This window comes from Thalassospira sp. CH_XMU1420-2 (assembly GCF_037029325.1).
Taxonomy (GTDB): domain Bacteria; phylum Pseudomonadota; class Alphaproteobacteria; order Rhodospirillales; family Thalassospiraceae; genus Thalassospira; species Thalassospira povalilytica.
On sequence record NZ_JAYMEG010000001.1, the window covers coordinates 115118 to 138017 of the forward strand.

Consider the following 22900-nt stretch of genomic DNA (forward strand, 5'->3'; position numbering starts at 1 on the left):
ATATACCCATATCTTGACTTGGCAATGACGAGGGAATATGGTGCGGCCTCCTGATTGAGGGGCACCAAACATCCATATGTACTGGGAAGTCACTCAACTGGGGATAGGCGATCCATGCAAATTACGGTTATCGGTAAGCAACTTGACGTTGGGGATGCTCTTCGGCAGCACGTCGTCGAGACCTTGGACCCTGCGGTAGAGAAATATTTCGATCACGCGATCGAAGCCACGGTGACGATCACCAAACAGGCACATCTCTATCAGGCACAAATTTCGGTCCATGTTGGCAAGGGCATGATGGTACAGGCAAAGGCGTCGGCGGATGAAGTCTATCCGGCCTTCGATTCAGCCTGTGACAGAGTGGCCAAGCAGTTGCGGCGCTATAAACGGCGCCTGCGTGATCATCACGCAAGCCGGGACCATCACGAGCAGGCTCGTCTTGAAGCGATTCACTATGTGATCGCACAGGAAGATGACGATCATTCGGATGACGATCACGTAAACGGGTTTGAACCGGTGATTGTCGCCGAGACACCGGATCGCATTGATACGCTCTCTGTCGGAGAAGCTGTCATGCGGCTCGACTTGGGGGACATTCCGGCACTGATGTTCCGGAATGGCAAACATGGCGGGTTGAATGTTGTGTACCGTCGCGCGGATGGCAATATCGGTTGGCTTGATCCAAACGATAAAGATGCTGGTGGCGCGTGACGAACACGGATTCCGAGCCAAACAACGCAACGCGAAAAATGGACATATCATCTATACTTACCCCGTCCGGGGTCATTCCGGCACTGCGGTCCGGTGCGAAAAAGGCTGTGCTTGAGGAACTTGCCGAAAAAGCAGCCGAAGTTACCGGACGCGACGCAAGCGAGATTTTCTCTGTCCTGCTTGATCGTGAGAAGCTTGGCAGCACTGGCGTAGGCGGTGGTGTCGCGATTCCGCATGGCAAGCTCAATGACCTTGATCGGCTCTACATGGTCTTTGCCCGTGCTCAGAACCCGATCGAATTCGATGCGGTTGATGAACACCCGGTCGACCTTTTCTGCATGCTGATCGCACCCGAAGAAGCCGGTGCCGATCACCTGAAGGCACTGGCGCGGATTTCGCGTCTGCTGCGTAATCAGGGCATGTGCGACAAGCTGCGCGGGGCGGGTTCCGCCGACGCGATCTATGCATTGCTGACCCAGGACGAGGCCGAACAGGCCGCTTGAAACGGTCAGTGAAAGGCGGGTAGTCCCCGTAATGCAGACAGACCAGATTTAAAAAACCGGACGCTTTGCTGGCGTCCGGTTTTTCTTTTGGGCAGACCGATTGTGATCAAAGGGCATCTGCGCCAGATCAGCATCAGGTTTCAGCATCAGGCACCGATATCAGGCATCCTGGGCTGAGGCATCGGGTTTGGTCGTGTCTTTGGTATCGGTCATCCGACCGGCCAGCACCACAAGCCAAAGAACCGGGATTCCGATCACGGCGGTACCGACAAAGAACCAGCTATATCCGACCGCATCCACCACGGTGCCCGAGAAACCGGCAAGGATTTTCGGGAACAGGGTCATGATCGAACTGAAGATCGCATATTGCATGGCGGTAAAGGAAATGTTGGTCAGGCCCGACAGATAGGCGATGAAGGCCGCTGTGGCGAGACCGCCAGACAGGTTATCGGCCATGATCACGACGACAAACATCGTGGTATCCGGACCAAGCTGCGCCATGAAAGCGAACAGTATGTTGGTAATGGCCGAAAGCAGGGCGCCAAGAAACAGGATCTTGACCACGCCATAACGTACCGACAGAACCCCGCCCAGGAAACTGCCGCCAATGGTCATGAACAGGCCGAATGTCTTGGAGACGGCAGCAATTTCTTCCTTGGAAAAGCCAAGGTCGGTGTAAAACACGTTGGCCATCACGCCCATGACGATATCGGCAATGCGATAAACCCCGATCAGGGCAAGAATGATGATCGCAACCTTGCCATAACGGTCGATGAAGTCCTTTACCGGCGAGATATAGGTTTCCTGCACCATTCCGGTCGGCGTCAGGCCGACCCGCGTGGTCAGCCAGGCAACCAGAATGGCAAAACCGACTGCGATCGCAAGCTTGAGCGTCCCGGCAATAAAGCCGGACAGCTCCTTGATCATCCCGGCATCGGTCAGGCCGGTCTTGAGCGGGTCGGTAAGGTCGCCTGCATAGATATTGGCAAGGATAAAGGCGATGACAGTGAGCGCAAACATCGCCAGAAAACGAAGATAGTCTGACGTTTCATGGAAATATTTGCTTTGTGTTTTGGGCGCATCGGGTTCACGCACCAGAAGCGTGGTGATAACGCCAACACACATGGCAAGCGCCATACAGCCATAGGCAACGGTCCAGGCAAAGTGCTGATAGGTGCCTTCGGCCTCAAACAGGCCAGCAATCGTCAATGCACCGGCACCGGCGACAATCATGCCGATCCGGTAACCACCAATATAGGCCGAACTCATCATTGCCTGAAGGTCGGCATCGGCGGCCTCGATCCGGTAGGCATCAATAACGATATCCTGTGTGGCCGATGCAAAGCCAAGAGCCACGGCCGCAAAAGCCATCATGGTCAGGTTTTCGGCCGGATCGGTCAGGCCCATCCACAGGATGGCAGCAATGATGCAGGCCTGCGCAATGATCAGCCAACTGCGCCGACGGCCCAGAAGCCCGTGCAGAACCGGAAAAGGCAGCCGGTCAATCAATGGCGCCCAGACAAACTTGAAGGAATAGCCAAGGGCGGCCCAGCTGAAATAGGTGACGGTCGACCGGTCAACGCCGGCCTCGCGCAGCCAGATCGACAGGGTGGAGAAAATCAGAAGGATGGGAATGCCCGCCGACAGGCCCAGAAACAGCATCGTAATGACGCGTGGATGAATAAAGGCGCCAAAGGCTTCACCCCAGCTTCGCTTTTCTGTGCTGTGCATCGATTCCCCCAACTTGAAACACGCTGCGAAGAAGCTAGTGCAAACAGGTTAATGAATAGCCAATCCGCAACCACCACCGGCCGGGTGGCAAAGATCCGGTCTGCCACGAAAAAAGGGCCGATCCACTGGACCGGCCCTTTTGAAATCTGTTGCTAGAAGGAAGGCTTAGCCTTCTTTCTTGCGGCTTTCGCGCTTACGAACGTTCGGGTCAAGGTGCAGTTTGCGGATACGTACGCTCTGCGGGGTGACTTCGACCAGTTCGTCGTCCTGAATGTAGGACAGGGCTTCTTCAAGCGACATGCGGCGCGGCGGGGTCAGGGTAACAGCCTCGTCCTTGCCCGATGCACGAACGTTGGTCAGCTTTTTGCCCTTGAGCACGTTCACTTCCAGATCGTTGTCACGGTTATGTTCACCGATGATCATGCCCTGATAGACGCGTTCGCCATGTTCGATGAACATGATGCCACGATCTTCAAGACCGAACAGTGCATAGGCCACGGCATCGCCCTGATCGTTGGAAATCAGTGCGCCGTTACGGCGGCCTGCAATCGCACCCTTGACCGGGCCATAGGAATGGAACACGCGGTTCATAACGCCGGTACCGCGGGTATCGGTCAGGAATTCACCGTGATAGCCAATGAGGCCACGCGACGGCGCAAGGAAGATGATACGGGTCTTGCCGCCACCGCTTGAGCGCATGTCGGTCATTTCAGCCTTGCGCAGGCTCATTTTCTCGACCACGACGCCGGAATATTCTTCGTCAACGTCAACCTGGACTTCTTCGTACGGCTCGGACATTACGCCGTCGATTTCCTGGAACAGAACGCGCGGACGTGAAATCGAAAGCTCAAAACCTTCGCGGCGCATGGTTTCAACCAGAACGCCGAGCTGAAGTTCACCACGACCGGCAACTTCGAATGCATCCTTGTCGGCGGTTTCGCCAATCTTGATCGCGATGTTGCCTTCGGCTTCGCGTTCCAGACGGGCACGGATCATGCGCGAGGTAACCTTGTCACCTTCCTGACCGGCCAGCGGCGAGTTGTTGACCGAGAAGGTCATTGCCAGGGTCGGCGGATCGATCGGCTGGCTTTCGATTGCGGTGTTGACGTCGGTTGCACAGATGGTGTCGGCAACGGTTGCTTCGGTCAGGCCGGCAATTGCGATGATGTCACCGGCAACAGCTTCGTCCTGCGGGACACGTTCCAGACCGCGGAAGCCCATCAGTTTGGACAGACGGCCGGTTTCAACCGTGCCATCGCCACGAAGAACCTTTACCGGCATGTTGAGTTTCGCACGGCCCTGATAGACACGACCGGTCAGAATACGACCCAGGAAGTTGTCAGCATGCAGCATGGTTGCCAGCATCGCGAACGGGGCATCGACATTGACGTCCGGTGCCGGAACGTGGTTCAGAACCAGTTCCATCAGCGGGGTCAGGTTTTCTTTCGGGCCTTCCGGGCTTTCAGCAGCCCAGCCGTCACGACCCGATGCATACAGAACCGGGAAGTCGAGCTGTTCTTCAGTTGCTTCGAGCGATACGAACAGATCGAAAATCTCGTCAAGGACTTCTTCGGCACGCTGGTCAGGACGGTCGATCTTGTTGATGACAACGATCGGTTTCAGACCAAGTTTAAGCGCCTTGCCCAGAACGAATTTGGTCTGCGGCATCGGACCTTCGGCCGAGTCAACAAGCAGAACAACGCCTTCGACCATGGACAGGATACGTTCGACCTCACCGCCGAAATCGGCGTGGCCCGGGGTATCGACGATGTTTACGCGGGTATCACCCCACTGAACAGCCGTCGGTTTTGCAACGATGGTAATGCCGCGTTCACGTTCCAGATCGTTGCTGTCCATTGCGCGTTCATCTACGCGCTGGTTGTCACGATAGACACCGGACTGACGGAACATGGAATCGACCAGCGTGGTTTTGCCGTGGTCAACGTGGGCGATGATGGCGATATTGCGCAAGCTCATTGGCGCGGACTCCAGAAATAAAAATGCCGCGCGCCGGGGCTTGCCCATGCGCATCGGTCAGTAAAACGTTTCAAGGCCAGTAGATATTCAGCAGCCTTATGACCGATGGCGCTCGGTCATCCGCGCAACTCTAGAACACGGCATATGCTGAATGTTTACTGGTCCGGGCATTGTGTATCTTGCCCGAAGGCCGCCCTGTCATAGCCAATGTGGAGGCGAATGACCAGCTTTGTGCGCGCCATGCGGGGTTGATTTTTCTGCAATGCGGGCTGTTTGCGCTAAACTTTGTATAAAGTCAATGTTTGTGTTGCGCTGCAATGCCCGGAAATCGGGGTCTTTGGTAACGTAAAACGGGACGACAACGGATTGTTGCCGTCCCGTGAAATCTTTGCAGACGGCGCTGAAAGGCACCGGTTTCCGGTCAGATGACCTTTGCGGTCAGTTCCTTAAGATCCGCATCCGGGCGCGCGCCCATATGCGAAATCACCTCGGATGCGCAAATCGCACCAAGCTGCCCGCAAACCGGAAGTTCGTGACCCTGGGTATAGCCATACAGGAAGCCTGATGCGAACAGATCGCCGGCACCTGTTGTATCGACCACCTTGGCGACCGGTTCGGCGCTGATTTCGTGAAGTTCGTTCTCGGCAACGATAACCGCGCCTTTTTCCCCACGGGTCAGGGCTGCGACCTTGCAGTGTTTGCGAACTTCGGCCAGGGCCTCTTCAAAGGTGCCGACTTCGTAAAGCGACTTGATTTCTTCTTCGTTGGCAAACAGCACGTCGATATGGTGATGAACCAGATCGCGGAATGAATCGCGGTGACGGTCAACACAGAATGAATCAGACAGGCTGATGGAAACCTGCCGACCGGCCTCATGGGCGACCTTGGCCGCTTTGACAAAGGCTTCCTTGGCTTCGGGGCGATCCCACAGATAGCCTTCCATATATGTGACTTTGGCCGATTTGATCAGATCTTCGTCAATGTCGTCCGGGCCAAGCTCGGTGCAGGCACCAAGGAAGGTGTTCATGGTGCGATGGCCATCCGGGGTGACAAAGATCAGGCAGCGCGCGGTCGGCGAACCGGCCGTGGCCGGTGCGGAATTGAACTGAACGCCAATTGCACGGATATCGTGGCGGAAAACCTGGCCAAGCTGATCGTCGCGCACCTTGCCGATATAGGCACCCTTGCCGCCAAGGGCTGCGATGCCGGCCATGGTGTTGCCTGCCGACCCACCGGACATTTCCATACCCGGGCCCATCTGTTCATACAGACTGTCTGCGGTTTCCGCGTCAATCAGGGTCATGGAGTTTTTGACAAGCTTCAGACGGGTCAGGTCTTCTTCCTTGCAATGGGCAAGGACATCAACAATGGCGTTGCCAATACCGACGACGTCGACTGTGGTGTCGTTCATATAGTTCATTCCTGCAATTTGTTCGGTTTGAACGGCACCGTATTGAACCCGGTTGACCGCACAGGCGGGCCGATCTGGCAGATGGCCATGATCAAGCGCCTAAAAACTGACTGGCGCGGAGTATATGCATTGCTGTTCACGGTGCAAGTGTCGCGACCGTTTCGTGGCCGGTTGTTTAACCTGCCGTTAACAACCGAAAAAACTGCAAAAGATGTTTTTTGAGGCAATGTCACCACGAAATTCGATCTGAATCCGGTTTCAATTTCGATCTTCGGGCAGATGACGGTTCCGTCGATCCGGTCGCCATCGCATGTCTATGGTCAAAAGCCCCGATTTCCGGGGCTTTGCGCATTCTTCAGGGTTTCCTGATGCACGAAATGGTCAGATCGCCGAAATTAGGCAAAAAATACCGAAACAAGCATTTTTTGATGATTTTGTGCCCGATAATCACCGGCATTCAGTGATCTTGAAAAATCGTACGGGCCAGTTTGTTTGTATTTAGGTTTAAAGATAACAGTCTAATTTATCACGTATAGGATTATTTATTTAACTCTATATTGGAATATAAGCCATTTCATATGGATTTTCGTGACCTGAGCTTATAAAGGTCGTGCAAGGCCAGATGACGGAATCCGGCCGCATTGCATCTGGCGAGCATAGGTGATTTTGGGGAAATCAGGAATTCAGATCGGGGAAAAGCGGGATCGGCGCGTTGGATTTTTGTTGTGGATCGCTGCGCGATTGATCGGAACTTTCTGATGGTGCGGAAATCACGCCCGGATCATCCTGATTGGCGACTTCCCGTTCAAGCCGTTCGCGCAATTCTTCGATCACGGCTTCGATCCGGGCGCGATGAAGCGGGTCGTCACAGCGCATGACAAACTGTTCAAACGCGCCAAGTGCCATATGGTCCTGATCAAGACGTGCATAAAGCGCACCAAGCTGATGCCAAAGCCCTTCATGGTCGGGCGCGATCAGCAAACTGTGTTCGATCACACGGGTCGCAAGGGCCAGTTCGCCTGCGCGCAGGGCCCGGACCTTTATATTGTTTTGAAGTCGTAACAATATATCGACATTGCTTGTCGGGCGATAGTGGCGGGGCTCAAGTTCGGCATCAAGCCCGCTAAAAGATTTCAGCAATTCGCGCAATTCTGCGGGTCCAAGGGTAATGCCCCCGTGGAACGGATCGATCATGCGGCGTTTGCCATTGGCCTGGACCCGCAACAGGAAATGGCCGGGGAAATCGATCCCGGTGATGGTAATGCCGCATCGTTCGGCCGCATGGATGTAAAGCAAGCCCAGTGCAACCGGCAGGCCGCGCTTGCGTTCAATGACTTGCAACAGGTCGGCATTGGCCATGTCATCGTAATTTTCCATGTCGCCCTGAAAGCCGTTGCGTTCGGCAATCACTGTCTGAAGGCCTTTGACCACTTGTTCAATGGTCGGTTCGGCTTCCTTGTCGTCGACCGGAAGGCCCGCAATATCGGACAATGTGACAAAGTCCGGTTGCAGGGTTATGCGGGCCAGCTCGGCCCGCAGCTGGTCGGCAAGGTCATCGAGATGACGAAGATATGGCGCGATATCGCGTTTCTGACCGTCTTCTGCCAGATTGAGCCGGGCAAAATGAAGGGCAGCCTCCGCAACGCTGGCGTCAGGTTTTTGGCCCTTGGCGTAATCGACAAGCCATTGGCGGTCCGGATCGGTCGGTGCGATGATGTGGCTTACGGTACTAATTGATCAGGTCCCTTGCCGGTTGACGTCATCTTTCAGGCGGATGTGACTGACCACGCGTTTTACATAGCTGGTTTCACGCGCATGCGAAATAACCCGTTCACGTTCGCGTTCGTTCTGGGCAATGCCCATCAGATGCACTGTACCGTTTACGGTCTCGATGCTGTAATTGATCGCGAAAACATCGCCATCAAACATCAGCGCGGTCTTGATCCGTGTGGTGATGATCAGATCGCCGGCACTGTCCATCAGTGACATGCCCGATCCGACATCAATTTCGTTAATGACGCTTCTGACGCCATCGACCTGCCAGCTTAATCGTACCGCTTCAAGCTGATCTGCGACGGACGGTACGCGACCGGCCAGCAGGACTTCGCCTTCGACAACTTCGATTTCGATATCGAGAAACAGTTTCTCATCTTTTGACAGAAATTTCTGCCAGATTTCTGCGGTAATCGCGGTGTCACTGACGGCACCGTCAAGACCACGTTCCTGAAGGGCTGCAACCCCGGCCGTGGCCCCGGCACCGATTACAAGCGATGTGCATCCCGACAATGGCAAAAGACAGAACCCGGCCAATACCAGATACCTGACCGCGCGCAAATGACGGTTGGCATGATCTGGCGGTCTGGTGGTCAGATGCCATTCAATGTCCGTTTTTGACGACATATGGTGATGTCTCGCCCCCGATTCCCTCAGTCTTCCGGGTGCAATCATCGCGCCTTGGGGTTAAAGAGTTTTAAAATCCCGACCAGTTTATCAGCAAAAATGCATCTTTTTGCATGTTGATCGGAACGGGATGGCTTCAATGCGCCCTTTCGGCGATCAGTCCTGCCCAGCGTCCCGGTGTCACGCCATAGGTCTGGCGAAAATGCCGGTTGAAGTGGCTTTGATCTGAAAACCCGGTTTCGGCCGCAATCCCGGCCAGCGGTTGACCCAGAACCATCAGGGCCCGGGCCTTTTGCAGGCGGCGCATCATCAGATAGCGATACGGGGTCGTGCCAAACCGGGCCCGGAAATGCCGGATCAGGCGATAGCGGTCCATATCGGCAATCTGTTCAAGTTCATCGGACTGTACCGGTCGGTCGAAATTGTCTTCCAGAAAGGCGCGGACCTGTTCCATGCGTGCAGCGGCATTAAAGCGCGGCTGCTTTAACGGTGATTTGCCATGAAGTGACAGGCGCTGGGCAATATCGGCGACAAACTGGTCACGCAGCAGGGGATCAACATCGCAATCAAGTTCGCCCAGAACCGATGCCAGAACCGACCATAAAACCCGATCATTGATCACTGGCTCACCGACAAAGGGCAGGGGATCGGACTCATGATCCAGACCGCTGCGCAAAAGCGCCGGTTCAAGATACAGCATGCGGTATCGCAATCCGTCTTCGGTGCCCGCCCCGCCATCATGAATTTCGTCGGGATGCAGGATAATGACATTGCCCGGATTGCTGGCGCGAAATTCCCCGCGATAGTTAAAGGTTTGCACACCCTGCATGGTGATGCCCAGCGCATAGGTGTCGTGGCGGTGCGGGCTGAACATATTGCCATAAAACCGGGCTTCGATCCGCTCGATCCCGTCGCTGGTCGGGGCGGCAATAAAGCGTTCACGCTTTTTGCACAAACGTTCAATACCGGGATCGGTGCTTTGATCTACTGCTTCTTTCATCACCTGATTATCCGACCCGATGGAGAACGCATATGTTTGACACCAAAGTCGCGCTGGTCTTGCGCAATGATCTTGAAGCCTGGCAATCGCTGAATGTGACGGCCTTTCTGATGAGCGGCATCGTCGCCCAGACACCCGATATCATCGGCGAACCCTATGTCGATGCGAAGCAAAATATTTACAATCCGCTATCGCGGCAACCGGCGATTGTTCTGGCCGCAGACCAAGCGACCCTGACCAAAATCCATCGCCGGGTGCTTGATCGCGGTGTCAGGGCATCGGCCTATATCGAAGATATGTTTGCCACCGGCCATGACGCGGCCAATCGCGAAGTATTTGCCGCTGTCGATCCCGAACAGGCCAAATTTGTCGGCATTGGCATTCATGCAGACAAGCGCATTGTCGATAAAATCACCAAGGGCGCAAAGATGCATCCCTAGGGGCATGACGACGGTTGTAGCTAGCTGGCATGCCAGGCATTGCGAAGATGTTCGACCCGCACAAGACCGTGCACCATCATCAGATCGAAGCGAAGATCGCCGTCATGGCCAATTTGCCCGGCATAGCATTCAAGGGCGCGGGCAATTCGGACCTGCTGACGGGGACGCAGTGCAAACAGCGCTGTTTGCCGGTTGGGCCGGTTTTTGACTTCGATTGCAATCAGGACTTTGCCGCGCCGGGCGATGATATCAATTTCACCGACCGGGCTTTTATGGCGCGTTGCAAGGATGCGATATCCCTTCAGGCGCAGAAACAGGGCACACAGCATTTCTGCGCGGCGTCCGGCCTTTTCCGCCTGCTTGCGACTTGATTGTTGATCAGGTGCGCGGCGGGTTCGGGGCATGGCTACTCCGTCTTGGCCAGTTCAAGGGCGCGATTATAAAGATCACGCTTCTTAAGGCCGGTTTCGCGGGCCAGGATATCGGCGGCATCCTTGGTCCGATGAGTTTTGATCAGATCAAGCAGCCGCGCATCAATGTCTTCGGGGCTGGGTTCGTTATCCGCATCATTGGCCGGTCCGACAATGATCACGATTTCGCCCTTTGGGGCGCCAGCTTCTTCGTAATGGGCGGCAAGTTCATCAAGGGTGCCATTACGGACTTCCTCGAACATCTTGGTCAGTTCGCGGGTTACAGCGGCTTCGCGTGATCCGCCAAGAACCCGGGCCATATCGGCAAGGCTGGCGGCAAGACGTTTGGGACTTTCAAGAAAAATCAGGCTGCCCGGAATGGCGGTAAAACGGGACAGTTCCTTTTGCCGGGCCATGGTTTTGGGTGGCAGGAAACCGGCATAAAAGAAATGATCGCTTGGCAATCCTGACAGGATCAATGCGACAATCGGCGAAGATGCGCCCGGTGCGGCCGTGACGTTAAAGCCTTCTGCCTTGCAATCACGTACAAGCTTGTAGCCCGGATCATTGATCAGGGGCGTTCCCGCATCGGAAATCAGCGCCAGTCCCTGACCCTTGCCAAGGCGTTCCATGATTTCCGGGCGCATCTTGGCGGCGTTATGTTCGTGATAGGCGATTCGCTTGGTCTTGACGCCATAGCGTGACAGCAATTTGCCCGATGTCCGGGTATCCTCGCACAGGATAACATCGGCCCTTTTAAGGATTTCGAGCGCCCTGAACGTAATATCGCCCAAATTTCCGATTGGAGTAGCGACAAGATAAAGACCCGATGAAAGTGGCAAATGGCTTTCATCATGTTTACTTGCATCCTCGCCCGCATTACCCTGCGTGCGAAACGACTTATCTGGAGGTGAGAGTGGGTTGTCCGAAACGTCATCCGTCACAGAATCGGATGCAGAACGAGGCGCTGCCGCGTCAGGCGTTGCAGAATCTGAATGGGGGTTCGACCTGGGGCCGGATTGCACGCCGGACGGCATCAGTTGTTGTCCTCTCTGTCGGGCTTGCCGCATGTAATGCGACCACGAGTATCACGGACCTGTTTGGTACGCAACGTGGCGCCCCGGTCGAAACAGCCAATCAACCCGCTGTCGACCCGACAGGCGCCCCTGATCAGGGGCTGATCCCTGATGCCAATCCATGGCCAAGTGACGCCGCCCTTCCCGAAGGCGAAGGTGTCGAGCTTCCGACCCTTTATAATGACGAAGCCGCGGTCTTTGAAAAGCGGGTTGCGCTTTTGCTGCCGCTTTCCGGGCAGCATGCCGATCTTGGTCGTGCCATGCGCCATGCGGCAGAACTTGCAATGTTTGATATTGCCGGGGATGATTTTGTCCTGATGCCGATCGATACGGCGGGTACCTATCAGGGCGGGCAAAATGCTGCACGCCAGGCGGTTGATGCCGGTGCGAAAATGATCCTTGGTCCGCTGTTTTCCGAATCGGTCAGCGGGGCCAGCGAAGTTGCCAAGGCCGCCAACGTTCCGGTCATTGCCTTTTCCAACAACCGGCGTGTTGCTGAAAACGGTGTTTGGGTCAGTGGCCTGATCCCTGAAGACCAGATTGCGCGTGCTGTCGGATATGCCACAACACAGGGCCATTTCCGGTTTGCCGCCCTGTTGCCGCAAAATGATTATGGTCGCCAGATCGCCAGCGCCCTGAACGGGGTGGTGTCGCGTGTTGGCGGATCGTTGGGACGGGTGGCGTTCTATCAGCCCGGTTCGGAAAGTCTGCAACAGACCATTCGCGATTTTGCCAATTACGATGCGCGTCGCGCCAATCTGCGCGCCCACAAGGCCCAGCTTGAAGCTGATGGCAGTGCCGGGGCAAAGCGGGCGCTGCGCCGTCTTGAAGGTGTCGATACGTTTGGCGAGCTTGATTTTGATGCGTTGATCCTGCCGGCAACCGGTGGCGATCTGCGTCAGGTATCGGCCCTGCTGGCCTATTTTGATATTGATCCGTCGGTTGTTCAGTTCATCGGGACCTTTGGCTGGAATGATCCCGGCCTGTTTGCGGAACCGGCCCTTAAGGGCGGTATTTTTGCCGCCCCCAATCCGGAAAACTGGAACCTGTTTGCCAACCGGTTTGAACGCACCTTTGGCAGCCAGCCGCCGCGCATTTCAAGTCTGGCCTATGACAGTGCGGCACTGGCGGCATTGATGGCGCGTGATGAAAACGGGATTACGCGTGATGCACTGACCAATCCAAGCGGCTTTGTCGGGGTTGACGGGATTTTCCGTCTGACGGCCGATGGCCAGTCCGAACGCGGCTATGCCATCATGCAGATCCAGCCGGATGGCGCAAAGGTCATTGCGCCGGCACCGGCAACCTTTGACCAGGTATTCTGATCTTCCGATCTGATGGATGCCTGGCCTGTTTTTAAACGCCTGCCGGATTATGCTTCGGCAGGCGTTTTGTCTTTGAAATTGCACAGATCATTGACGATGCAGTCGCCACAGCGCGGCTTGCGCGCCTTGCAGATATAGCGCCCATGCAGGATCAGCCAGTGATGGGCATGGGTCATGAAGCGTGCCGGTACCTTTTTCAAAAGAGCCTTTTCAACAGCCAGAACCGTTTTGCCATTGGCCATGCCGGTGCGATTGCCAAGCCGGAAAATGTGGGTATCAACCGCCATGGTATGTTCGCCCCAGGCGATATTGCGCACGACATTGGCGGTCTTGCGTCCGACACCCGGTAATTCTTCAAGGGCTTCCTGATCATTGGGAACCACCCCGCCATGCTTTTCGACCAGAATTTTGGCTGCTGCCATGACGTTCTTGGCCTTGCCGCGATAAAGCCCGATCGTCTTGATATGATCAATCAGTGCTTCTTCGCCCAGATCAAGCATGTCTTGGGGTGTTTCAACGATCTGAAACAGCTTTTTGGTCGCCTTGTTGACCCCGACATCGGTTGCCTGCGCCGACAGGGCAACAGCCACAAGCAGCGTATAGGGATTGGTGTAATCCAGTTCGCCTTTGGGTTCGGGATCAGCATCTGACAGACGCTGGAAAAATTCTTCAATGGCGGCTTTGCTCATCGGGCGGGCCATGGACTTTAGCTCTCTTTTTTAGCGGGCTGTTTTCAGCCGATTTGGGGATGCACATGTGTCAAAGCATGGCATCCCTGATCCGATCTCCTGTGCGGACATTATATATAAGGGATAAGACGAAAAATCGAATTTTGATTGCACGACATCCTGTGCTGTACGCACCATATATGGAAAACAGCAGCAGGCCCGTTCAGATATACAGGTAAGTAAAATGCCCGCCGTCCCGCGCAGTGCCAAGCCGATCTATCGGGTGGACTTGTTTCCGCCGCGGTCGCTTTCGCGCCGGGCTGCACGCAATATTGTCCTGATGCTGGCTGCGTTGACGACAAGTATCGGTCTGGTGTTCTGGTCGGTCGGGGCCTGGCCGGTGATCGGTTTTCTCGGCGTGGATGTGGTGTTGCTGTCGCTGGCATTTCATTTCAGCTTCCGCTCGGCCCGGCAGGAAGAACGCATCGAACTCAGCCCGGCCAATCTTCGCGTAACCCGCATTTCGGTCAGGGGCGATCGTCAGGAATTTGATTTTCAGCCCTATTGGCTGCGCGTTGTTCTGGAACGCGGCGAAGACGATCAATGCGCGCTGTTTTTGCAAACGCATGGCAAAAGCTTCGAAATTGCCGGCTTTTTGGGGGCGGATGAAAAGGCTGATCTGGCCTGTCAGCTCGAAGCGGTATTGCGCCATACCCGCTGTAATCCCTCGGATATTCCGCTTCAATCCCCGTAAAATTCTGTGATTTGACGGAATTGCAACCCGGTTATGAGCGATTTGAAAAGCCTGGTTTTGACACTGAAAATCGGCTCGAAATCGCTCAAATGGCGCGGCAATCGCGATGATATTGCCCGCGATTGGATAAAAATTGCATTTTTAAGGTAAAAAACACCCAAGATTCCCCTCTTTGACCGCTTGCGACTTTGTGGGGACTTTCATATATAGGTGCGCGGGGTCATGCAGAGACCCCAGAAAAATTACGTGTATTACAACCATTGGTCCCAGGAGGTCCTGCGCGGCGCTTCGGTTTGAAGGCTGCGGGACGGACCGGCCGCTAAAAGAGGAACTTACTATGGGCAAGATTATTGGTATCGACCTTGGCACCACCAACTCGTGCGTTGCAGTCATGGATGGCAAAGAAGGCCGTGTGATTGAAAACAGCGAAGGTGCCCGTACCACCCCGTCAATGGTCGCTTTCACCGACGATGGTGAACGCCTTGTCGGTCAGCCGGCGAAACGCCAGGCTGTGACCAACCCGGAAAATACCCTGTTTGCGATCAAACGTCTGATCGGCCGTCGTTACGGCGATCCGGAAGTTGAAAAAGACAAAGACCTCGTGCCGTACAAAATCGTCTCGGGCGAAAACGGCGATGCATGGGTTGAAGTCAATGGCGAGAAAATGGCACCGAGCCAGATCGCAGCCATGGTTCTTCAGAAAATGAAGGAAACCGCAGAAGCCCATCTGGGTGAGCCGGTAACCGAAGCCGTGATTACCGTTCCGGCATATTTCAACGACTCCCAGCGCCAGGCGACCAAAGACGCCGGCAAGATCGCGGGTCTTGAAGTCAAACGTATCATCAACGAGCCGACCGCGGCAGCCCTGGCCTATGGCCTGGACAAGAAAGACGGCGGCACCGTGGTTGTTTATGACCTTGGTGGCGGTACCTTCGACGTGTCGGTTCTTGAAATCGGCGATGGCGTTTTCGAAGTGAAATCGACCAACGGTGATACCTTCCTTGGTGGTGAAGACTTCGACAAACAGATCATTGATTACCTTGCTGACGAGTTCAAAAAGGAACAGCAGATCGACCTGCGCAAGGACCGTCTGGCCCTGCAGCGTCTGAAAGAAGCTGCTGAAAAAGCCAAGATCGAACTGTCCTCGTCGATGCAGACCGATGTGAACCTGCCGTTCATCACCGCTGATGCGTCCGGTCCGAAGCACCTGAACATCAAGCTGTCGCGTGCGAAGCTTGAAGGTCTGGTTTCCGATCTGATCGAACGCACCATGACCCCGTGTAAAGCCGCCCTTAAGGATGCCGGCATTACCGCAGGTGAAATCGACGACGTTATTCTGGTCGGCGGCATGACCCGTATGCCGAAGGTCCAGGAACGCGTTAAGGAGTTCTTCGGTCGTGAACCGCACAAAGGTGTGAACCCGGACGAAGTTGTTGCCCTTGGTGCCGCAATTCAGGGTGGTGTTCTGCAGGGTGACGTCAAAGACGTTCTTCTGCTCGACGTGACCCCGCTGTCGCTTGGTATCGAAACGCTTGGCGGTGTGTTCACCCGCCTGATCGACCGTAACACCACGATCCCGACCCGCAAGTCGCAGACCTTCTCGACCGCTGAAGACAACCAGACGGCCGTGACCATCCGCGTCTTCCAGGGTGAACGTGAAATGGCGGCTGATAACAAGATGCTCGGCCAGTTTGATCTGGTTGGTATCCCGCCGGCACCGCGCGGTGTTCCGCAGATCGAAGTGACCTTTGACATTGATGCCAACGGTATCGTCAACGTGTCGGCCAAAGACAAGGCGACCAACAAGGAACAGCAGATCCGCATTCAGGCATCTGGTGGTCTTTCGGATGACGAAATCGAAAACATGGTCAAGGATGCGGAAAGCAACGCCGAAGCCGATAAGAAGCGCAAGGCGCTTGTCGAAGCCCGCAACCAGGCAGAAGCCGTCATTCACGCCACCGAAAAGAACCTTAACGAGCATGGTGACAAGGTTGATGACTCAACCAAGTCCGACATCGAAAACGCTCTGTCGGCTTTGAAAGAAGCCAAAGACGGTGACGATGCCGAAGCCATCAACGCCAAGGTCAATGAACTTCAGCAGGCTGCAATGAAACTTGGCGAAGCCATGTATCAGGCACAGCAGGCCGAAGAAGGTGCCGAAGGTGATGCAGGCGCATCCGCGTCCCAGGCCGATGACGGCGTTGTTGATGCCGACTTCGAAGAAGTCGATGACAACAAAAAAGACAAGTAAGACGACCGCAGAGGTCGTCTTGAACGACGCCCTGTAAAGAAAAATCGGGCCGTTCCGGACGCAAGGCTTGCGGGAACGGCCCGACCGTATTTCGGAGTTACAGATGGCGAAAGAAGATTTTTACGAGCTGTTGGGTGTTTCGAAAGGCGCCAGCGCAGCGGAGCTGAAAAGCGCCTATCGTAAAAAAGCGATGCAGTATCACCCGGACAAGAACCCGGGCGATGCCGAAGCCGAAGTAAAATTCAAACAGGTCAACGAAGCGTACGAAGTTCTCAAGGACGACGAAAAACGCGCAGCCTATGACCGTTTTGGTCACGCAGCCTTTGAACAGGGCGGCCCCGGTGGCGGTGGCGGCTTTGGCGGTGGTTTCGGTGGCGGCGGGTTTGCCGACGTCTTTGACGAGATCTTTGGTGCGATGGGCGGTGGACGCCGTGGTGGCGGGTCATCGCGCGGGGCGGACCTGCGCTATAATATGGCGATCACGCTTGAAGAAGCGTTCGAAGGCAAAAAGGCCGAGATCACCATTCCAGGTTCGGTTTCCTGTGAAAAATGCGATGGCACCGGTGCCGAAGCAGGTTCGCAGCCGGTCAATTGCCCGACCTGTAACGGTCACGGCAAGGTCCGCGCACAGCAGGGCTTCTTTACCATTGAACGCACCTGCCCGAGCTGTCATGGCAAAGGCAAGATCATCAAGAATCCGTGCAAATCCTGTCACGGTGTTGGTCGTGTTGAAAAGGAAAAGACCCTTCAGGTCACCATTCCGGCCGGTGTCGAGGATGGTACGCGCATCCGTCTGGCGGGCGAAGGCGAAGCAGGAACGAACGGGGCACCTCCGGGTGATCTCTATATCTTCCTTGATATCGCCCATCATCGCTTCTTCCAGCGCGAAAGTGCCAACCTTTATTGCCGGATTCCGATCCCGATGAGCAAGGCTGCCCTTGGCGGCACCATCGAGGTCCCGACGATCGAAGGCACGCGCACGCGGATCAACATTCCCGCCGGGACCCAGTCGGGTCAGCAGCTGCGTCTGCGCGGCAAGGGCATGACCATCCTGCGTTCGCAGGCCCGCGGTGACATGTTTGTTGAAATCAGTGTCGAAACGCCGGTCAATCTGACAGAACGTCAGAAGGAACTGCTTGAAGAATTCGACGAGATTTCCCGCGAAGAGGGCTCAAGCCCGGAAAGCGAAGGCTTCTTTTCCAAGATGAAAGAAATCTGGAAAGATCTGACGGACTAAGGTCAGCATCGCTTCAATGAAACGACACGATCAAAACCCCTGACATGCCGGTCAGGGGTTTTGTTTTGCCTGACCGGGGGCTTGTGATAAAGCAAAGGCATAATTTGCAAGCTTTGTTGCTAGGAGACCGGAAATGAAGATCGGGATTGTTGGATGTGCGGGCCGTATGGGCCGGATGCTGGTGAATGAAACTGCCAAAACCAAGGGCTGCGAAGTCGGTGGCGGTACGGATCTTCCCGAAAGCCCGTTCATTGGCAAGGACATCACTCTGATTGCCGGTCTGGAAGAAAGCGGCGTTCTGGTCGGCGATGACGCCAGGGCCTTGTTCGAAGCCGTCGATGCGGTGATTGATTTCACCGCCCCGGCCGCAACCATGAAACACGCGCAGCTGGCTTCTGAAACCGGGACGATCCTTGTGATCGGAACCACCGGGCTTTCCAATGATCAAAAGGACGAGCTGAAAGTTGCCGCCCAGAAGGCCCCGATCATCTTTGCGCCGAATATGAGTGTCGGTGTGAACCTTGCCTTCGCACTGGTCGAAAAGGTCGCAAGTGTCCTGGACAAGGATGTGGCCGATATCGAAATCGTCGAAATGCATCACAAGCACAAGGTCGATGCGCCTTCGGGTACAGCACTTGGCCTTGGTGAGGCCGCGGCAAAAGGCCGTGGTGTCAAACTTGACGATGTGGCCGTTCGTACCCGTGATGGCCATACCGGGGCGCGTGAAGACGGTACCATCGGCTTTGCAACGCTTCGCGGGGGCGATGTGGTTGGCGATCACACGGTTGTCTTTGCCTGTGAAGGCGAACGCATCGAGATCACCCACAAGGCATCATCGCGCGAAGTCTTTGCCAAGGGCGCGGTGCGCGCCGCCAAATGGGCTGAGGGCAAGGCACCGGGCCTTTATTCCATGCGCGAAGTTCTGGGCCTTTGAAGTGCTGGGCCTTTAAGGTTTTACAATCGTCAATCAATCAAAAAGGCCGGGGATATCCCCGGCCTTTTTGCGTTTGGGTTCGATCTGAAAACGCCGGTTAATGCGCATCAGCCCAGCTATCGCCGATGCCGGCGTCGGCAATCAGCGGTACGGACAGATGGGCCGCATTTTCCATGACGTCACGGATGACCTTGATGGCTTTTTCGGCCTCGTCTTCCGGGGCTTCAAAGATCAATTCATCGTGGACCTGCAACAGCATGCGGGTCTTGAGGCCAGCATCAAGCAGCGCACCGGGTACCGCAATCATCGCGCGTTTGATGATGTCGGCGGCACCACCCTGGATCGGGGCATTGATCGCCGCACGTTCGCCAAAGCTTCTGCGCATGCCGTTTTTGTCATTGATGCCGCTGATATGGATATGGCGACCAAACAGCGTACGGACAAAACCATGTTTGGTGGCGAATTCCTTGGCCTGATCCATATAGTCGCGAATGCCCGGATAAATCTCGAAATAGGCATCGATAAAGGCCTTGGCCTCTTTTTGCGGAATGCCAAGCTGGTTGGCCAGACCAAAGGCCGAAATGCCGTAAATGATGCCGAAGTTGATCGCCTTTGCTTTGCGGCGGACCATCGGGTCCATGCCTTCGATTGGCACGCCAAAGACCTTGGATGCGGTCGCGGCGTGGATATCCTCGCCGTTTTTGAAGGCTTCGCGCAGGGCATCGATTTCGGCCACATGGGCAAGAAGACGCAATTCGATCTGCGAATAGTCGGCAGAAATAAGCTTGTGGCCCGGCTCTGCGACAAAGGCAGTACGGATCTTACGGCCTTCTTCGCTTCGGATCGGGATGTTTTGCAGGTTCGGATCATTGGATGACAAACGCCCGGTATTGACGTTGGTCTGACCGTAACTGGTGTGAACACGACCGGTTTGCGGGTTGATATGGTTGGCAAGCGCGTCGGTATAGGTGCTTTTGAGTTTCGAAAGCTGACGCCATTCCAAAAGCTTGGCCGGAAGATCATGCCCCTGTGCTGCCAGGGCTTCCAGAACATCTGCCCCGGTTTGCCAGGCACCGGTTTTGGTCTTCTTACCGCCCGGCAGGCTCATCTTATCAAACAGGATTTCGCCGAGCTGCTTGGGACTGCCAAGATTGAACGGCTCTCCGGCCATTTCATGGATGGTAACTTCAAGACTTGCCATGCGTTTGGCGAAATCATCCGACAGGTTTTTCAGGATTTCGGCATCGACCTTGACGCCCAGGCTTTCCATCTTTGCCAGAACCGGCACCAGTGGCCGGTCAAGGGTTTCATAGACACTTGCCATATGTTCCTGTGCGATGCGCGGCTTCAGCAGGCGGTGCAGACGCAATGTAATATCCGCATCCTCGGCCGCGTAATCGAGCGCCTTGTCCAGCGGTACCTGATCAAAGGTGATCTGGGTTTTGCCCGATCCGCAAACATCGGAAAACTTGATCGGTTTATAATCAAGATGCAGTTCGGCCAGCTCGTCCATGCCGTGACCATGGCTGGTCCCGTCAAGCACATAGGACAGAACCATGGTGTCGTCCATCGGTGCGACATCGATGCCATGGCGGGCCAGAACGATCATGTCATATTTCAGGTTCTGACCGACCTTGAGCACGCCGGGGTCTTCGAGCAGTGGTTTGAGAAGCTCTATCGCGCGTTCAAGCTTGATCTGCTTGGGGGCGTCGCTGCTTTGTTCGGGGGTGTCGCCGAAGTCAAAGCCACCCTGTGCTTCGCCGCTGACATGGCCAAGCGGGATATAGCAGCCATTGCCCGGTTCGGTCGAAAGCGAGATGCCGACAAGTTTGGCCTGATGGGCATCAAGTGATGTGGTTTCGGTATCAACCGCCACGGTGCCAAGATATTCGGCCTCCGCAATCCAGTGCTTTAGACGTTCTTCATCCTGCACCAGTTCATATTCGGCCTTTTCGACCTTGATATCATTGACACCAATGCCGGGTTGGGTCGGGCTTTCAAATTCAACATCGCCGCCAAACTTGGCTTTTACTTTAGAAAGCAGTGATTTAAAGCCGTGACTTGCGATGAAGCTTAAAAGAACTTCCGGATCGGGTTCTTTCAGGTCGAAATCATCAAGGTCCTCAACCACCGGCACGTCAGTTTTAAGGGTCACCAGATCGCGTGAGATGCGGGCAAGTTCGGCATTCTCGATCAGCTTTTCGCGACGCTTGGGCTGTTTGATTTCACCAGCGCGTTCAAGTAGAGAATCAAGATCGCCATATTCATCAATAAGTTGGGCGGCGGTTTTGACACCAATGCCCGGCACACCGGGTACGTTGTCAACGGAATCGCCCGCAAGTGCCTGAATATCAATGACCTTATCTGGCGCGACGCCGAATTTTTCCATGACTTCGGCAGCCCCGATGGTGCGATTCTTCATCGCATCAAACATTTGCACCTTGTCGGTAACAAGTTGCATCAGGTCCTTGTCCGAAGACACGATAATCACATCAGAACCCTGTGCCTCGGCCTGGCGGGCATAGGTGGCGATCAGATCGTCGGCCTCATAGCCTTCGAGCTCGATCGAGGGCAGGTTAAAGGCGCGGGTCGCGTCCCGGATCAAACCGAATTGCGGTACCAGTTCTTCGGGGGGCGGCGGGCGGTGGGCCTTGTAGTCGGCATAGAAATCGTTGCGGAATGACTTGCCCTTGGTGTCGAAAATGACTGCCATATGGTCGGGCTTGGTATCTTCGCGCAGCTTCATCAACATGGTGCAGAAGCCATATACCGCATTGACCGGGGTCCCGTCGGGACTGGTCATCGGCGGCAGGGCATGGAAAGCGCGGAAAATAAAGCCGGAACCGTCAACCAGTACGACGCGGCGCGGCGGATTGCCGGCGGATGTATTGGTGTTGGACGGGGCAGATTCAGTCATACGTTTCGTGCTCTTGTCTGGAGGAAAATCATGCTTCGCAGAATGCCCGATCCGCGCCGCCAAGTCGAGCATAGCCTGTGGGCATTGGCCAAAAAGCCCGGGGCTCCTGACAAGTACTGGCATCAGTATTGTATGATGATTGTTTAGGTAATCTCATAATATTTCGATATCAAAACAAATAAGATAACATGCGGATTTCCGAAGATTTATTCCTGATGGTCTGTTTGTGCTTATCAGGGTCGGTCGGGATTGCTATGGTAAGTTGAAAAGTTAATCCCAAGGGACATGGGAGAACGGGTTCGTGGCCCGGAAATCAGCCAAACCGATTTTTACCCCCAAGGGTATCGGGGTAGAAACCGCCGGTCCGGTGCGTGAGCTTTCAGAAGATATGAAGCTTTCCTCCCGGCAGCGGAAAAAAAACAAATCAGGTCGCCGCGGCAGTGCGGGCGAGACGGGATGGCGCAGGTTTTTTCGCGTCAGTGTCTGGCTGCGTTTTATCCTGACATTTGGCAGTTTCGGCCTGATCGTGCATGGCCTGTTCACGGCCTTTGGCATTTATGAACGCAATCAGAAGCTTGCCAATTTTGACCATTTCATTTTGCTGATCAAACTCGTGGTGTTTGTCGCGCTGATGTATCTGTTTTATGCCATGCTGATGCATTACGGACCGATCCGTCACAAGGTGCGCAGCATCTTTTTCCTGGCACTTGCCCCGGTCGCAGCCCTTTGTATTTTCATGATTTATGGCGGCGGTCAGGTGTTCGGAAGCTTTGTCCCGGTTGTGCAGTTCCTGACCCTGACCATCGGGGTCGGGGGATTTTTGCTTTATGTTCTGGGATATACTTGGGTGACTGGCCAGAAGGTAAAGCGTGAAAACGCAAAATATGGCGACCTTGACCGATCACGTGATGGCCACAACCATGGTGGCGACAATGGCCTGCCCCCGCCGCTCAAGGGGGACCGTCGACAGACCTACAAGGCCGGAAATCTGCGGTTGCGCCGAACCGATGGCGGCAATGATGATGGCAGTGCGCGGTCGGCGAATGGCGCCGGTCCGAAGGTTCGCCTGCCCGATGTCTGATGCCGGGCTTTGGTGACCTGCCGTATCGTCAAATTTTCCCGGTCGATAACGATTTATCGACCAGCAGGGCAAGG

Annotated in this window: 20 protein-coding genes; 10 read left to right on the top strand and 10 right to left on the bottom strand. The window is 55.2% G+C overall.

All coding sequences use genetic code 11. The features are described from left to right. Positions 1 to 114 precede the first annotated feature (114 nt). Together hpf and ptsN are read left to right on the top strand one after the other, a co-directional pair. Positions 115 to 711, top strand: coding sequence for a ribosome hibernation-promoting factor, HPF/YfiA family (gene hpf / locus WA429_RS00610; RefSeq protein ID WP_101246625.1), 597 nt, complete (start codon positions 115 to 117; stop codon positions 709 to 711). Between the two features lie 38 nt (positions 712 to 749). Then, positions 750 to 1214: a PTS IIA-like nitrogen regulatory protein PtsN gene (ptsN, locus tag WA429_RS00615; RefSeq protein WP_028791622.1), complete on the top strand. Its 465-nt coding sequence runs from the start codon at positions 750 to 752 to the stop codon at positions 1212 to 1214. Between the two features lie 159 nt (positions 1215 to 1373). Here the strand turns inward: ptsN and WA429_RS00620 are convergent, their stop codons facing one another. The 4 genes from WA429_RS00620 to WA429_RS00635 all read right to left on the bottom strand — a co-directional run bounded on the left by WA429_RS00620 (position 1374) and on the right by WA429_RS00635 (position 7941). After that, positions 1374 to 2945, bottom strand: a complete 1572-nt coding sequence (locus WA429_RS00620; RefSeq protein WP_114112081.1) for an AmpG family muropeptide MFS transporter — start codon at positions 2943 to 2945, stop codon at positions 1374 to 1376. Between the two features lie 165 nt (positions 2946 to 3110). Next, on the bottom strand, positions 3111 to 4922 hold the full coding sequence (gene typA, locus WA429_RS00625) for a translational GTPase TypA (RefSeq protein WP_101247013.1): 1812 nt from the start codon (positions 4920 to 4922) through the stop codon (positions 3111 to 3113). Between the two features lie 421 nt (positions 4923 to 5343). Beyond that, positions 5344 to 6333: an adenosine kinase gene (locus WA429_RS00630; protein WP_287464542.1), complete on the bottom strand. Its 990-nt coding sequence runs from the start codon at positions 6331 to 6333 to the stop codon at positions 5344 to 5346. A gap of 675 nt (positions 6334 to 7008) precedes the next feature. Then, on the bottom strand, positions 7009 to 7941 hold the full coding sequence (locus tag WA429_RS00635; protein ID WP_336107178.1) for a SirB1 family protein: 933 nt from the start codon (positions 7939 to 7941) through the stop codon (positions 7009 to 7011). On the opposite strand from WA429_RS00635, the gene WA429_RS00640 reads away from it, so the two are divergent. After that, entirely contained in the window at positions 7840 to 8070 is a 231-nt protein-coding gene (locus WA429_RS00640; protein WP_287464541.1) for a hypothetical protein, read from the top strand. The genes WA429_RS00635 and WA429_RS00640 overlap by 102 nt on opposite strands. Here the strand turns inward: WA429_RS00640 and WA429_RS00645 are convergent, their stop codons facing one another. Both WA429_RS00645 and WA429_RS00650 read right to left on the bottom strand, forming a co-directional pair. Beyond that, positions 8071 to 8733 carry a BON domain-containing protein gene (locus tag WA429_RS00645; protein ID WP_101246622.1) on the bottom strand — a complete coding sequence of 221 codons (663 nt, stop codon included), beginning with the start codon at positions 8731 to 8733 and terminating at the stop codon, positions 8071 to 8073. It lies immediately after the preceding gene. A 136-nt stretch (positions 8734 to 8869) separates the two neighbouring features. Continuing rightward, on the bottom strand, positions 8870 to 9733 hold the full coding sequence (locus WA429_RS00650) for an AraC family transcriptional regulator (RefSeq protein ID WP_287464540.1): 864 nt from the start codon (positions 9731 to 9733) through the stop codon (positions 8870 to 8872). Between the two features lie 32 nt (positions 9734 to 9765). Here WA429_RS00650 and WA429_RS00655 point away from each other — a divergent pair, with 32 nt between their 5' ends. Then, the gene (locus tag WA429_RS00655; protein WP_101246620.1) at positions 9766 to 10173 is read left to right on the top strand and encodes a DUF2000 family protein; all 408 of its coding nucleotides are present in this window, start codon (positions 9766 to 9768) and stop codon (positions 10171 to 10173) included. 20 nt (positions 10174 to 10193) lie between these two features. Here WA429_RS00655 and WA429_RS00660 read toward each other — a convergent pair whose 3' ends face one another. Next, a complete protein-coding gene (locus WA429_RS00660; protein WP_287464539.1) occupies positions 10194 to 10577 on the bottom strand; it encodes a YraN family protein in 384 nt (127 codons plus the stop codon). A 2-nt stretch (positions 10578 to 10579) separates the two neighbouring features. Next, positions 10580 to 11425, bottom strand: coding sequence for a 16S rRNA (cytidine(1402)-2'-O)-methyltransferase (rsmI, locus tag WA429_RS00665; protein ID WP_287464538.1), 846 nt, complete (start codon positions 11423 to 11425; stop codon positions 10580 to 10582). A gap of 110 nt (positions 11426 to 11535) precedes the next feature. Between rsmI and WA429_RS00670 the strand changes: the two genes are divergently transcribed. Beyond that, entirely contained in the window at positions 11536 to 12984 is a 1449-nt protein-coding gene (locus WA429_RS00670; RefSeq protein ID WP_266099869.1) for a penicillin-binding protein activator, read from the top strand. A 47-nt stretch (positions 12985 to 13031) separates the two neighbouring features. Here the strand turns inward: WA429_RS00670 and nth are convergent, their stop codons facing one another. Then, a complete protein-coding gene (gene nth, locus WA429_RS00675; protein WP_101246618.1) occupies positions 13032 to 13673 on the bottom strand; it encodes an endonuclease III in 642 nt (213 codons plus the stop codon). 223 nt (positions 13674 to 13896) lie between these two features. Here nth and WA429_RS00680 point away from each other — a divergent pair, with 223 nt between their 5' ends. The 4 genes from WA429_RS00680 (at position 13897) to dapB (ending at position 18828) form a co-directional block, all read left to right on the top strand. Continuing rightward, complete coding sequence (locus tag WA429_RS00680) at positions 13897 to 14406, top strand: DUF2244 domain-containing protein (RefSeq protein ID WP_114112075.1); 510 nt, start codon at positions 13897 to 13899, stop codon at positions 14404 to 14406. Between the two features lie 337 nt (positions 14407 to 14743). Further along, a complete protein-coding gene (gene dnaK / locus WA429_RS00685) occupies positions 14744 to 16657 on the top strand; it encodes a molecular chaperone DnaK (protein WP_101246616.1) in 1914 nt (637 codons plus the stop codon). A gap of 103 nt (positions 16658 to 16760) precedes the next feature. Continuing rightward, on the top strand, positions 16761 to 17894 hold the full coding sequence (gene dnaJ / locus WA429_RS00690) for a molecular chaperone DnaJ (protein WP_101246615.1): 1134 nt from the start codon (positions 16761 to 16763) through the stop codon (positions 17892 to 17894). Positions 17895 to 18027: 133 nt separating this feature from the next. Beyond that, complete coding sequence (gene dapB, locus WA429_RS00695; protein ID WP_287464537.1) at positions 18028 to 18828, top strand: 4-hydroxy-tetrahydrodipicolinate reductase; 801 nt, start codon at positions 18028 to 18030, stop codon at positions 18826 to 18828. Between the two features lie 97 nt (positions 18829 to 18925). Here the strand turns inward: dapB and polA are convergent, their stop codons facing one another. Continuing rightward, positions 18926 to 21745, bottom strand: a complete 2820-nt coding sequence (gene polA, locus WA429_RS00700; RefSeq protein WP_287464536.1) for a DNA polymerase I — start codon at positions 21743 to 21745, stop codon at positions 18926 to 18928. A gap of 301 nt (positions 21746 to 22046) precedes the next feature. Between polA and WA429_RS00705 the strand changes: the two genes are divergently transcribed. After that, positions 22047 to 22826 (top strand): hypothetical protein, encoded by a 780-nt coding sequence (locus tag WA429_RS00705; RefSeq protein WP_250281258.1) that lies wholly within the window; start codon positions 22047 to 22049, stop codon positions 22824 to 22826. The last annotated feature ends 74 nt before the right edge of the window (positions 22827 to 22900 follow it).

What these genes read in the sequence shown, in the direction of transcription:
- WA429_RS00630 (WP_287464542.1), bottom strand. Translation starts at nt 6,333, where the DNA reads ATGAACGACACCACAGTCGACGTCGTCGGTATTGGCAACGCCATTGTT.
- typA (WP_101247013.1), bottom strand. Translation starts at nt 4,922, where the DNA reads ATGAGCTTGCGCAATATCGCCATCATCGCCCACGTTGACCACGGCAAA.
- WA429_RS00670 (WP_266099869.1), top strand. Translation starts at nt 11,536, where the DNA reads ATGCAGAACGAGGCGCTGCCGCGTCAGGCGTTGCAGAATCTGAATGGG.
- dnaK (WP_101246616.1), top strand. Translation starts at nt 14,744, where the DNA reads ATGGGCAAGATTATTGGTATCGACCTTGGCACCACCAACTCGTGCGTT.
- polA (WP_287464536.1), bottom strand. Translation starts at nt 21,745, where the DNA reads ATGACTGAATCTGCCCCGTCCAACACCAATACATCCGCCGGCAATCCG.
- WA429_RS00680 (WP_114112075.1), top strand. Translation starts at nt 13,897, where the DNA reads ATGCCCGCCGTCCCGCGCAGTGCCAAGCCGATCTATCGGGTGGACTTG.
- WA429_RS00650 (WP_287464540.1), bottom strand. Translation starts at nt 9,733, where the DNA reads ATGAAAGAAGCAGTAGATCAAAGCACCGATCCCGGTATTGAACGTTTG.
- WA429_RS00620 (WP_114112081.1), bottom strand. Translation starts at nt 2,945, where the DNA reads ATGCACAGCACAGAAAAGCGAAGCTGGGGTGAAGCCTTTGGCGCCTTT.
- dnaJ (WP_101246615.1), top strand. Translation starts at nt 16,761, where the DNA reads ATGGCGAAAGAAGATTTTTACGAGCTGTTGGGTGTTTCGAAAGGCGCC.
- WA429_RS00645 (WP_101246622.1), bottom strand. Translation starts at nt 8,733, where the DNA reads ATGTCGTCAAAAACGGACATTGAATGGCATCTGACCACCAGACCGCCA.
- WA429_RS00660 (WP_287464539.1), bottom strand. Translation starts at nt 10,577, where the DNA reads ATGCCCCGAACCCGCCGCGCACCTGATCAACAATCAAGTCGCAAGCAG.
- nth (WP_101246618.1), bottom strand. Translation starts at nt 13,673, where the DNA reads ATGAGCAAAGCCGCCATTGAAGAATTTTTCCAGCGTCTGTCAGATGCT.
- hpf (WP_101246625.1), top strand. Translation starts at nt 115, where the DNA reads ATGCAAATTACGGTTATCGGTAAGCAACTTGACGTTGGGGATGCTCTT.
- dapB (WP_287464537.1), top strand. Translation starts at nt 18,028, where the DNA reads ATGAAGATCGGGATTGTTGGATGTGCGGGCCGTATGGGCCGGATGCTG.
- ptsN (WP_028791622.1), top strand. Translation starts at nt 750, where the DNA reads ATGGACATATCATCTATACTTACCCCGTCCGGGGTCATTCCGGCACTG.
- WA429_RS00655 (WP_101246620.1), top strand. Translation starts at nt 9,766, where the DNA reads ATGTTTGACACCAAAGTCGCGCTGGTCTTGCGCAATGATCTTGAAGCC.